Raw genomic sequence first — 11,569 nt, forward strand, 5'->3', positions numbered from 1 at the left:
TCAGACCTTCTTGACCCGGACCTGACTGAACAGCCCGTTTGGTCGGAAGATCAGGACGGCAAGCAGCAAAGCGTATGGCGCGACCTGGCTGTAACCTGCCGCAATGTACCGGCTGGCGAAGGGTTCGATAATGCCGACAATCAGCCCTCCGGCCAATGCACCCGGCAAACTGCCGAATCCGCCGATAACGGCGGCGGCAAACGCCTTGATGCCCAGCAGTCCGGTTGTCGGATCCACAGCGCCTTTTGCAGCAAAGAGAATTCCGGCAATTCCTGCAACGCCTCCGGCCAAAGCCCAGACCCATCCCTGAACACGCCTGACGGGAATGCCCATGTAATAAGCTGCCAGCTGGTTTTGCGAGGCGCCCTGCATCGCCAGACCCAGCTTGGTGCGGCTGAAGAAAACATAGAGTGCCCATGTCAGCAGCACCGTAACAACGATTATCGCGACATCCTCCATCCCCAGTACAAGACCGCCCATGCGCACTTCTTTGCCCGCAAGCGGGTTTTGCAGCGTTTGCGGCTCGTGCCCCCAGATCAGACCGGCAATGAAACGGATCACAAAGCCCAAAGCAATGGTCAGTATGACAACGGCGGTCTGGCTTTCACCGAACAAGCGGCGAATGATCAGGCGATCCAGAAGAAAACCAAGCGCGCCCATGATTCCCAATGATACCGGCAGAGCGAGCCAGAACGGCAACCCCATGTGTTCGGTATTTGTCAGGCCGATGGTCACAAATGCGCCCAGCATCATGATATCGCCCTGCGCAAAGTTCACCGCTTCGGTAGCCTTGTAGATCAGTACAAAGCCAAGCGCGATCAGGCCGTAGACACACCCGTTCGCCAGCCCGCTAATCAGCAGCTGCGCGTTATCCACACTGTCCTCCCTCCACCGGTTTTCCAGCGTCTTCGTCCGCCCGCGTGTATCCTCCGGTAACGCAGGTGAGTTCTACTATGGGGTGATAATCACCTTTCCGTCACTCTTTTTCAGCGCATCGGCAAGATTCGACACAAGATTTTCGAGTGTAAGATGTTCGGAAACATCCGTTTTCCAGCGACCATCGGCAAAGCGGGCCTGAACTTCGGCCACAACCCGCATCTGGTCAGCGGGCGGTGTCGACATCATCCATTGCGTCAGCCAGAAACCTTCGATCCGTTTGCCCATGAAAATCAGCTGGCCGGTCTGGGAAAGCGTTGGCGCTTCGGTCGAAAGTTTGCCGTAGCTGACCCAGCGCGCCCGGTTGGGCATGGCGCAGAACAGTTTCTCGGACAGTTGATCCGTCACCGCATCAAGGAAGACCCGAGGCTTCAGCGTGGCGCTTATCGCGGCAAACTTCTCGACGATTTCAGGATCGGACGTCACAAGCACTTCGGCTGCTCCAAGACTTTTCAGCGTATCGACTGTCTCGGCCCGGCGCACCAGCGCGATGGGTTTCAACCCCAGATCACGCCCGAGGCTGCACATCAGTTTTCCCAATTGGCTGGACGCAGCGGATATCACAAATGCATCGCCGTCTTCCCTTGCCATGTCCACCATCGCCATCGCGGTGAGAGGGTTGACGATTTGCGCGGCGCCGTCATCATCTGAAATATCCGGACGCAAGGGAATACACATTTGCATCTGCGTCACGATGTATTCCGCCCAGGCGCCGGAACCTGCGGCCACGAAAGCGACGCGCTGTCCCTTCAGCGCCTCGGCACCTTTTCCGGTTGCAACGACGTCGCCACAGCCTTCGAAGCCGGCCGCGGCACCTTTGACGCGCGGCTGGCCGTATTCACCCTTAATGAAGTGGAGGTCGGACGGATTGACCGACGACGCGCGCAGGCGGATCAAAACCTGACCGGGGCCGGGATTGGGAACGGGCAGTTCCGCGGGTTCAAGCCAATCAGCCGCATTCTCGATGACTGGTCCGGTCGAAGTGGCCGAGTACCCGCCGTGTTTCAGGATGGCAGCTTTCATTGTTTGGGGCAGGTCAGTCATGGGATCGTCCTCAAGATGGCTTGTTCAATGTGCACACCCCCTTAAACAGGAGATTGCCAACGGGCGACCTCGGGGTGAGGATGTGTTGTCGGGGCAGCCAATCAAAAGCCGAACACTGGGTCAATTCAGAGAAACGATAACGTAAGGGCACGACTGGAAAATTGGCGTGCGGGGTAGGGGCCGGAAACTGGCAACCGGCCCCTTCTTTGTTACTGCTGCGTCAACAGCGCGGTCAGTTCCTGAATCTTCAAGGCGATGGTTTCAGGCGACTCTTTAATGTCATTTACAATCTTGATCGCCTGTTCTTTCAGATCCGTGGCCAATGTGCTGTCCTGAATCGAGCTCATGATACCTTCATAGTCGAAATTGGTGGGGTCCAGCTTGCCTTCCTGAATCCAGGAGCTCAGCAATTCCTGTCCCTGACCCGCCAGCGCCGCCACCTGATCACCGGCTTGCTGTGCTGCCTCGGATGCTTGTTCCGCAACAGACGAAGCTGCCTCACTGGCTTGGTCGGCAACCGACGATGCGGCTTCCTGCGCCTGTTCGGTCAAGGATGAAGCTGCCTCGCTGGCCTGTTCTGTTGCACCTTCCAGCGCATCAGACGCAGCTTCCTGAGCGGTTGACGCGGCATCAGCCACTGCATCGCCCGCCTCCTGCGCTGCGGATTGCACTTGTTCAGCCGGAGTTTGTTCGGACTGGTTGAGATAGTAGTAACCACCAACACCGACAGCGGCGATGATGATCAGGATAAGAATACGCGACATGTGTGTCTCCTTTGGAAAATGTGTCGCCGGGATGCGTTAAATGTAGCGGAGATACAAAGGGGAATTCCTGTGAATTCTCAGCAGAATACAGGTTTGGGCCGTGCTACGCTGATTGCACCAGATTTCACGGCAAGAACACGCCGGGTGACCCAGGCCACTATAGTTTCTGACAGCGGACCACTTGCAATTTTGTCGAGAACCCAAATCAGACCGGAAGACGTTTTCTGACAGCCTTCGATATTGGGAATGTGGCGGAGAGACAGGGATTCGAACCCTGGGTGGGCTTGCACCCACAACGGTTTTCGAGACCGCCCCGTTCGACCACTCCGGCACCTCTCCGCGGGGGTCTGTGAGGGGGGGATTTAGTCAGGAACGAACGGGGGCGCAAGCAGAAAATTCCGGAAATCGTGATTGCCGGGATTTTCCGTTGCCTGCCGGCGCAAAACACCTACTCTGAAAGGTATGACACAGTTTGCACACCGCATCGCCTTTTGGTTTCTCGCCCCGTTTCTGGCGCTTGTTCTGGTTCCTCTGGAGCTTTCTGCGGCGAACCGGGATCGGATTGAGGCTTTTTTGACGACGACCGGTTTTGACGTAGCTCTTGAAAGCATCGCCCTGAGCTCACGGTCCGCGCCGCAGATGTTGGGTGTTGACCCAGAGGGTTTCGGCTCGGACTGGACCCGTTTGACGGACGAGGTTTTTGAAGTCGGTGCAATGCACGACACCGCAGTTTCCATTCTGGAACAGACCCTAAGTGACGAGGCCCTGGCACACGCTGTCGAGTTTTACGCGTCTGACCTTGGTCAACGTCTGGTCGTGGCCGAAAATGCCTCACACATGCAAGAAGACGATGACGTCAAGCAATTGGCAGGCCAAAGGATCATTTCTGATCTGATCAAGAACGGGTCGAAACGGGTCGAAAGTTTTAAACGCATGAACACGGCGATCGATTCCACAGGTACGGCGTTGCGTGCCTTGCAGGAAATTCAGGTGCGCTTCCTGCTGGCGGCCAGCGCATCGGGAGTCATCGAGTTACAGCTGGACGGGGATGAACTGCGTGAATTGATGAAGCAAAATGAACCGGCAATGCGTCAGTCACTGCAACTGTCCAATCTGGCGGGCGCTGCTTACACCTATCAGGATTTTTCCGACGCCGATGTGGATACGTATGTTGACGCGCTGGAACAGCCGCTGATGCAGGAAGTCTACGAGCTATTGAACGCCATCCAATATGAGATCATGGCCATGAGGTTCGAGGTTCTGGCCGCGCGGATGGCCGAATTGCACCCGGCACAGGACATTTGATGCAGCGCGCTATTCTGGCATTTGTTGTCACCGTGAGTTGGGCACTGCCGCTGTATGCTGATGGAAAAGTCGATCGACTGGCACAAGCCATGCGTCTGACACAGGTGATGGAAATCCTTGTTCACGAGGGGCAGGGCCATCGCGAGACTCTTGACGATACTTTTTTGGATAACAAGGGTGGCGCTTTTTTCGAGTCACAGGTCAATCGTATCTACGATCCCCTTTGGATGCGGGAAAATCTGACGGACGCCTTCAAAGAAGGTATGTCCGATGTTCAGCTTGATCAGGCCATCTTGTTTTTTGAAAGCGATCTTGGCCAGACCATAGTAACACTGGAAAACTCGGCCCGGCGCGCCATTTCAGAACAGGCAATCGAAGACATGGCCCGAGAAGCCTACAAATCCGCAGAACGCAGCACCGCTCAGTTTGCTTTGGTCAAGGAATATATCGAGGCAAATGACCTGATCGAAAAGAATGTTCAGGGGGCATTGACGTCTGACTACAGCTTCTTTCAGGGACTTGATGTTGATGCCCGGACCGATGATCAGGAACTTCTGGCCGAGCTTTTGTTGCAGAAAGATAGCCGGGCCGAGGACACTGAGGAGTGGCTTTTCTCGTTTCTTCTTATGGCCTACCGCCCGTTGGACGAGGCGCAGATGCGCGAAAATATCGCGTTTTCCAGAACCGAGACGGGACAGGCCCTGAATGACGCCGTGTTTGACGGCTTTGATCGCATGTTCAATGATATTTCCTATCGCCTGGGGCAGGCGGTTGCACAGGCGCTGAGGGCGTCCGATCTTTGACGCCGCTTTGGTGTTGACTTTTACCTGTAATCTATGGATAAGCGCGCATCCCGGCCGGTTTTCCGCGCCGGGTATCGTTATTATTTGGCCCTCATGACGTTGTCAGGGGCCATTCACACAGCCCGAAAAGGGCGCGCTGTTCGAGGTGGCTTTCAAGTTTATTGGGGCCAAAACACCCAACCGGGGACCACAGAACGCGGGTTAGAAAAGGAAAGACGCATGTTTGCGGTCCTCAAGACTGGCGGCAAGCAGTACAAGGTTCAGGCGGGCGATATCCTCCGCGTTGAAAAACTGGCTGCCGACGCAGGTGAAAAAGTTCAATTCAACGATGTTCTGATGCTGGGCGGTGACGCTCCGGTTGTTGGCGCACCTTTCGTTGCAGGCGCAGGCGTTCAGGCCGAAGTGATCGAACAGATCAAAGGTGACAAGGTCATCAAGTTCGTCAAACGCCGTCGTAAGCACAGCTCGAAGCGTACCGTTGGCCACCGTCAGAAACTGACACTGGTCAAAATCACCGACATTCTGGCGTCGGGCGCCGACAAATCGGGCATCAAAGCTGCAACCGGTTCCGCTCCGGCTGGCGAAGCGGCACCCGCTGCAAAGCCTGCCAAGAAAGCCGAAGCCAAGGCTGAAGCACCCGCTGCTGCCGCTGCTGACGATCTGACCCAACTGAACGGTGTCGGCCCTGCCGCCGCCAAGAAGCTGGTTGAGGCCGGTATCGAGAGCTTTGCCGCTCTGGCCGCCTTGTCGGATGAGCAGATTGCTGCTATCGAAACGGTCAAAGTGAAACCCGAATGGGTTGAGCAAGCCAAAGAATTGGCTAAAGGCTAAGGAGAGAGAGAATGGCACATAAAAAAGCTGGCGGTTCCTCCCGTAACGGTCGCGACTCAGCTGGTCGTCGCCTTGGCGTAAAACTGTATGGTGGCCAGGCCGCTATCGCAGGCAACATCATCGTGCGTCAGCGCGGCACCAAGTTCTGGCCGGGTGAAGGCGTAGGCATTGGCAAAGATCACACCATCTTTGCAACTGTCGATGGCGCCGTGAAGTTCCACAAGGGACTTAAAAACCGCACCTTTATTTCGGTCCTGCCAGTGGCGGAGGCCGCAGAGTAAGCCGAGACCCAGAAGGTTTAAGAAAAATTCATGGGGGACCGGCACAAAGTGCCGGTCCCCTTTCTCGTTTTAACGCAGTCGTGACCGAAAGAACCGATGACAGTCGCAACCACCAGTTTCCTGATCTTTGCCGCCTCTCAGGTCGGTACGCCGGGGCCGGCCAACATGGTCCTGCTGGGAACGGGTGCGCGCTATGGGTTTCGTGCCGCATTACCTTTTGTGGCCGGTGTCGTGCTTGGTAAGCAGCTGATTATCTGGCCCGTGGGCTTTGGTTTGCTGCAACTGGCGGAACAGGTTCCGACGGCCTTTGCGGCGCTGAAATATGCTTCGGCTGCATATATTTGCTGGCTGGCGTGGAAGATCGCGAATTTGCGACTGTCGCGCGAAACTGCGGTTGGTGATGTTCCGGGATTCTGGGCGGGGTTGATCGTGCATCCGCTGAATCCAAAAGCCTGGGCCATGATTGTTGCAGGTTTTACGGGCTTTGTCGCGGCGGGGACGTCCAGCTTTGACGCAACGCTCACGATCGCTCTTAGTTTGTTGATCTGCCAGATTTTTTTGCACCCGATCTGGACTTTTGCGGGGGATAGAATCGCGCATGCGGTTGAAGGTCGCCCGGCGGAAAAATATCTGATGTGGACGTTGGCGGGTCTTACGGTCGCGTCCGTACTATTCGTGTTGTTCGGAGGAGGAACACACCAATGAAGCTTGAGACAATAATAAATCAGCCGGTCATTGAAACCGAGCGGTTCGACCTGCGCCCCCTGCGCCGGTCGGATATGGGCCTTATCGAGCATTACGCAGGTGATGAGCGCGTGGCGCGGATGACCACCAGTATTGCACATCCACTGGCCCCCGGTTCGATCGAAGCCTTTGTAACCCGTTCGATGGCTGACAACCGGGACGAGGACGTCTGGGTCATGGATGCCACCAAGGACGGTGGCCCGGAACTGATCGGTGTGATTTCGCTGAAACGGCTTGATCGGAATCAGTCTGAAGTCGGCTATTGGGTCGCGCCGATCTATTGGAACACGGGCATTGCCTCGATGGCTGTGGAAGCGCTTGTTAACGCCAACCCGCTGGAAAACGCGACGATGTTTGCCAGTGTGTTTCAGGATAATCCGGCCTCGGCCCGGGTCCTGACCCATTGCGGGTTCCAGTATCTGGGCGATGCGGAAAGCTATTCGGTGGCGCGCGATGCGAATGTGCCCACCTGGACATACAGTAAAAAACTCTGACTTGTGGCCGATGGGGCCTTTGCAGTAGGGGACACACATGAAATTTCTCGATCTCGCAAAGGTCTACATCCGGTCCGGGGCCGGCGGTAGCGGCTGCGTCAGCTTCAGACGCGAAAAGTTTATCGAATACGGCGGCCCCGATGGCGGGGACGGCGGCAAAGGCGGGTCTGTCTGGGCCGAAGTTGTGGATGGGCTGAACACCCTGATCGACTTCCGCTATCAGCAACACTTCTTCGCCAAAAACGGGCAACCGGGCCGGGGGCAGCAACGCACCGGCAAGGATGGGGACGATATCGTTCTGCGTGTTCCGGTTGGCACTGAAATCCTGGACGAAGACGAAGAAACCGTCATCTGCGACCTGACCGAAGTCGGGCAACGCGTTCTGCTGGCCAAGGGCGGCAATGGCGGCTTTGGCAACCTGCATTTCAAGTCCGCCACCAATCAGGCCCCGCGCCGCGCCAATTCGGGGCAGGCGGGGATTGACCGCACAATCTGGCTGCGGCTCAAGCTGATCGCCGATGTGGGTCTTTTGGGTATGCCGAATGCAGGCAAGTCGACCTTTCTGGCGGCCACGTCGAATGCGCGGCCCAAGATTGCCGACTATCCGTTTACCACGCTGCACCCCAATCTTGGCGTTGTCGGCGTGGACAACGTCGAATTTGTTGTGGCCGATATCCCGGGCCTGATCGAAGGCGCTCATGAAGGCCGTGGCATTGGTGACCGTTTTCTGGGTCACGTGGAACGCTGTGCCGTGTTGTTGCATCTGGTCGACGGCACCTCTGCGACGGTCGCCGATGATTACCGCACGATCATTCACGAGCTGGAAGCCTATGGCGGTGAACTGGCTGAGAAGCCCCGGATCACTGTTCTGAACAAGATCGACGCGCTGGATGACGAAGAACGTGCCCTTGCCGTCGCTGAGCTTGAGGAGGCCGTGGGCGGCCCCGTCATGACCATGTCCGGTGTGGCACATCTGGGTGTAACCGAAGTTCTGCGGGCGCTGCGCAGCCAGATTGACGACAACCGTGTGCGTCAGAAACCCGCTGAGGAGGCACAGCCTTGGCAACCCTGACCTCGGCACGCCGTCTGGTGGTAAAAATCGGGTCGGCTTTGCTGGTTGATCGCGACACTGGCCTGCTGCGGTCTGACTGGCTGCTGTCGTTGGCGCAGGATGTTTCCTGGCTCAAGGGGCAAGGGAAAGATGTAATCCTTGTTTCGTCCGGTTCGATTGCACTGGGCCGCGGCGTTCTGGGACTGCCGATGGCGGCACTGCCCTTGGAACAGTCACAGGCTGCTGCTGCGGTTGGGCAAATCCGGCTTGCACGCGCTTATGAAGAAGCGTTGGCACCCCATGGGATCACCACGGCGCAGGTTCTGGTAACGCTTGAAGACAGCGAAGATCGCCGCAGGTATCTGAACTCACGCGCAACCTTGGAAACTCTGCTTGGGTTGGGCGTCGTTCCGATCGTCAATGAAAACGACACGGTTGCAACGGATGAAATCCGGTATGGCGACAATGACCGTCTGGCCGCGCAAATCGCCGTGACAGTAGGGGCCGACCAACTGATTCTGCTGTCGGATGTGGATGGTTTCTATTCCGGTAATCCAAAAGAAGATTCCTCGGCGACGCGCTTCGAGACAATCGACAGGATCACACCTGAGATTGAAGCTATGGCTGGTGATGCGGGATCGGGCCTGTCCAAAGGCGGGATGAAGACAAAGCTGTTGGCGGCCAAGATGGCAACCGCTGGTGGTTGCGCCATGGCAATTACTGAAGGGTCGGTTCTGAACCCTCTGAAAACGCTCGAAAACGGTGCCAATTCCACATGGTTTACTGCGACATTGGATCCACATGCAGCCCGCAAACGCTGGATTTCGGCAATGAAACCTCGGGGTGAGATCACAGTGGACGAGGGGGCGGCCAAGGCACTGGCCAATGGCAAAAGCCTGCTACCTGCCGGGATTGTGGAAGTGACCGGAGATTTCGGTCGTGGCGATCCTGTCGCCATCCTTGATCTGGAGTCCCGTCGTCTGGCTCAGGGGATCAGCCGGTATACGGCGCAGGAAGCCGATGCGATCAAGGGGCGTAAGTCTTCTGAGATTGAATCGACGCTGGGCTATCCAGGCCGCGCAGCCCTCATCCACCGGGACGACCTGGCCCTTTAACTTTCAATAAGATGATCTGAAAGGCACGCGATATGAAAGACTTCGACAGCATTCCTGCTCTGATGGAAGATCTTGGGAAACGTGCCAAAGCCGCTTCGCGTGAACTGGCTTTCGCAACAGCTGAACGAAAGCACGCAGCGCTGATTGCAGCCGCAGATGCGGTTTGGGCCAATCGGGCACGGATCATCGAAGCCAATCAAAAAGATCTGGAATTCGGCCGCGACAAGGGACTGAGCCCCGCAATGATGGATCGCCTGATGCTGGATGAGGCGCGTGTTCAGGACATGGTGGACGGGCTGAGAACCGTCGCGGAGCAGGCCGACCCGGTAGGTGAGGTTCTGTCTGAATGGAATATGCCCACGGGCCTTAACATCCAGCGCGTCCGGACACCGTTGGGGGTTATTGGCGTGATCTACGAAAGCCGACCCAACGTGACTGCGGATGCCGGGGCGCTGTGCCTGAAATCGGGCAATGCGGTAATCCTGCGTGGCGGATCCGAAAGCTTTCATTCCTCAACCGCGATCCATGCCTGTCTGGTCGAAGGGCTGAAGGCCGCGAACCTGCCCGAAGACGCCATTCAACTTGTGCCCACACGCGACCGCGCCGCGGTGCAGGAGCTGCTGACGCTGACCGACTATGTCGACGTCATCGTTCCACGCGGAGGCAAGGGACTGGTAGGCCTTGTACAACGAGAGGCCCGTGTGCCGGTCTTTGCCCATCTCGAAGGCATCGTGCACATTTACATCGATAAGGCTGCTGATCCGCAGAAAACGCTGGAAGTTGTGCTGAATGCCAAGACCCGCCGCACTGGTATTTGCGGAGCCGCTGAATGCTTGCTGGTTCATCAGGATATCGCCGACACACTGGGGCGTGACGTGGTTGCGGCACTGGTCCAGTCAGGCGTCGAGGTTCACGCCGACGGTGTCCTCGCTGGGGAGGGTACAGTTGCTGCTACGGCGGAAGACTGGGGAAAAGAGTTCCTCGACAGCGTGATCGCGGCGAAGCCCGTTGCCGATATTGATGCCGCGATTGCTCATATTCAGCAATACGGCTCGAACCACACCGATTGCATCATGACCGAGAATGACACGGCTGCGGCCCGTTTCTTTGAGCGTCTGGACAGCGCAATCCTGATGCACAATGCCTCGACTCAGTTTGCGGATGGTGGCGAGTTTGGCATGGGGGCAGAAATCGGAATCGCGACGGGCAAGATGCACGCGCGCGGACCGGTTGGGGCGGCGCAATTGACCAGTTTCAAATATCTCGTGCGCGGGAACGGAACGATCCGGGCTTAAAACCGAAGTGACACGCGGGTTGCCGAGGTTTCAACGGCAATCCGCCGGCCCATCGCAGCTGCCGTTTCAGGCAACAACGCGAACTGAACGTGCGCGGGCGTGATCTTGGTGGGAAACCGACCTGTCACGACGTTCTTCCAAAGATCACTATCGACATTCAACCGGTCTGCAACCCCGGTCACTATCCAATTGTTGCCCTGATTGACGATCTCGACTGCGCCGCCCAGCGGCATGGCACTTTCGCAGCACATAAGCGCCAGAAAGGCCAGTTTGACCTGATTACGCGGCACAGGCCCGGTCAGGTTCCAGTTGACCCGTATCCGCCCGGCACGCTCGATATCTTTCAGCAGTTCGGTTACTTCGGTCCGACCAAGCGGCTGATCACTGGCCGAGCCAAAGGCAACGCGGAAAAAGCGTATACGTGCCCCGGCACTTCCGACACTGCCCGAGATCAGTTCCATCTCGGGGCCCTGTACGGCGCCCACCATATCCAACAGCTCAAGCCCGTTGGTGATCGCGCCGATCGGGCTGATCAGATCATGGCAAATCCGCGAACCGATCAATTCGGCCAGGTTGACGTTGCTCTCGCCCATGCGTACCTCCGACTGTATCTGCCGCACGTCCCGGAGGCCCCTATGACAGACATGAATGCTATACTTGCACCGGGCATGTTTGTCCGCCACCCGGATTTTCCCGAATGGGGCGTCGGACAGGTTCAGTCCAACATTGCAGGCAAGATCACCGTGAACTTTCGCGAGCAGGGAAAAGTGGTGATCGACGGAACGCGCATCGCCCTGATGCCGGTCTTTGATCTGTGAAAGTGGTTTAGGAAAGGTTAACAACGCTGACCGAAGCGGGGCTTGTTGCCTTTGGCTGAAAAACTGCGGTATCAGCAGCCAAAAGAAC

General features: G+C 57.1%; 14 protein-coding genes and 1 tRNA gene. 10 read left to right on the top strand and 5 right to left on the bottom strand.

The genetic code is table 11. The features are described 5' to 3' along the window. The 4 genes from ACR0J7_RS01490 to ACR0J7_RS01505 all read right to left on the bottom strand — a co-directional run bounded on the left by ACR0J7_RS01490 (nucleotide 1) and on the right by ACR0J7_RS01505 (nucleotide 3,083). A complete protein-coding gene (locus tag ACR0J7_RS01490; RefSeq protein WP_480480979.1) occupies nucleotides 1–876 on the bottom strand; it encodes a branched-chain amino acid ABC transporter permease in 876 nt (291 codons plus the stop codon). A 75-nt stretch (nucleotides 877–951) separates the two neighbouring features. After that, a complete protein-coding gene (locus ACR0J7_RS01495) occupies nucleotides 952–1,980 on the bottom strand; it encodes an alcohol dehydrogenase catalytic domain-containing protein (RefSeq protein WP_480913084.1) in 1,029 nt (342 codons plus the stop codon). 209 nt (nucleotides 1,981–2,189) lie between these two features. Then, nucleotides 2,190–2,744, bottom strand: a complete 555-nt coding sequence (locus ACR0J7_RS01500) for a hypothetical protein (protein ID WP_480545581.1) — start codon at nucleotides 2,742–2,744, stop codon at nucleotides 2,190–2,192. A 249-nt stretch (nucleotides 2,745–2,993) separates the two neighbouring features. Then, a tRNA-Ser gene (locus ACR0J7_RS01505) sits at nucleotides 2,994–3,083 on the bottom strand. 123 nt (nucleotides 3,084–3,206) lie between these two features. On the opposite strand from ACR0J7_RS01505, the gene ACR0J7_RS01510 reads away from it, so the two are divergent. The 9 genes from ACR0J7_RS01510 to ACR0J7_RS01550 all read left to right on the top strand — a co-directional run bounded on the left by ACR0J7_RS01510 (nucleotide 3,207) and on the right by ACR0J7_RS01550 (nucleotide 10,663). Further along, nucleotides 3,207–4,049, top strand: a complete 843-nt coding sequence (locus ACR0J7_RS01510) for a DUF2059 domain-containing protein (RefSeq protein ID WP_480897720.1) — start codon at nucleotides 3,207–3,209, stop codon at nucleotides 4,047–4,049. Further along, on the top strand, nucleotides 4,049–4,852 hold the full coding sequence (locus tag ACR0J7_RS01515; RefSeq protein ID WP_480913086.1) for a DUF2059 domain-containing protein: 804 nt from the start codon (nucleotides 4,049–4,051) through the stop codon (nucleotides 4,850–4,852). The genes ACR0J7_RS01510 and ACR0J7_RS01515 overlap by 1 nt, the downstream gene beginning before the upstream one ends. Nucleotides 4,853–5,071: 219 nt before the next feature. Then, entirely contained in the window at nucleotides 5,072–5,683 is a 612-nt protein-coding gene (locus tag ACR0J7_RS01520) for a 50S ribosomal protein L21 (protein WP_480480969.1), read from the top strand. 11 nt (nucleotides 5,684–5,694) lie between these two features. Further along, entirely contained in the window at nucleotides 5,695–5,964 is a 270-nt protein-coding gene (gene rpmA, locus ACR0J7_RS01525) for a 50S ribosomal protein L27 (protein WP_050602452.1), read from the top strand. 96 nt (nucleotides 5,965–6,060) lie between these two features. Next, a complete protein-coding gene (locus tag ACR0J7_RS01530; RefSeq protein ID WP_480485662.1) occupies nucleotides 6,061–6,669 on the top strand; it encodes a LysE family translocator in 609 nt (202 codons plus the stop codon). Beyond that, a complete protein-coding gene (locus ACR0J7_RS01535) occupies nucleotides 6,666–7,202 on the top strand; it encodes a GNAT family N-acetyltransferase (RefSeq protein WP_480472732.1) in 537 nt (178 codons plus the stop codon). Before ACR0J7_RS01530 ends, ACR0J7_RS01535 begins: the two co-directional genes overlap by 4 nt. Nucleotides 7,203–7,239: 37 nt before the next feature. Continuing rightward, on the top strand, nucleotides 7,240–8,274 hold the full coding sequence (obgE, locus tag ACR0J7_RS01540; RefSeq protein WP_209596239.1) for a GTPase ObgE: 1,035 nt from the start codon (nucleotides 7,240–7,242) through the stop codon (nucleotides 8,272–8,274). Next, entirely contained in the window at nucleotides 8,262–9,368 is a 1,107-nt protein-coding gene (proB, locus tag ACR0J7_RS01545; protein WP_480493171.1) for a glutamate 5-kinase, read from the top strand. The genes obgE and proB overlap by 13 nt, the downstream gene beginning before the upstream one ends. A gap of 32 nt (nucleotides 9,369–9,400) precedes the next feature. After that, nucleotides 9,401–10,663: a glutamate-5-semialdehyde dehydrogenase gene (locus ACR0J7_RS01550; RefSeq protein ID WP_480913088.1), complete on the top strand. Its 1,263-nt coding sequence runs from the start codon at nucleotides 9,401–9,403 to the stop codon at nucleotides 10,661–10,663. Here ACR0J7_RS01550 and ACR0J7_RS01555 read toward each other — a convergent pair. Then, the gene (locus ACR0J7_RS01555; protein WP_480480960.1) at nucleotides 10,660–11,256 is read right to left on the bottom strand and encodes a histidine phosphotransferase family protein; all 597 of its coding nucleotides are present in this window, start codon (nucleotides 11,254–11,256) and stop codon (nucleotides 10,660–10,662) included. The two genes, ACR0J7_RS01550 and ACR0J7_RS01555, sit on opposite strands and share 4 nt — an antisense overlap. Nucleotides 11,257–11,298: 42 nt before the next feature. On the opposite strand from ACR0J7_RS01555, the gene ACR0J7_RS01560 reads away from it, so the two are divergent. Further along, entirely contained in the window at nucleotides 11,299–11,481 is a 183-nt protein-coding gene (locus ACR0J7_RS01560) for a DUF3553 domain-containing protein (RefSeq protein ID WP_267364751.1), read from the top strand. Nucleotides 11,482–11,569: the final 88 nt, after the last annotated feature.

The sequence above is a fragment of the Ruegeria sp. O4 genome (assembly GCF_056535125.1).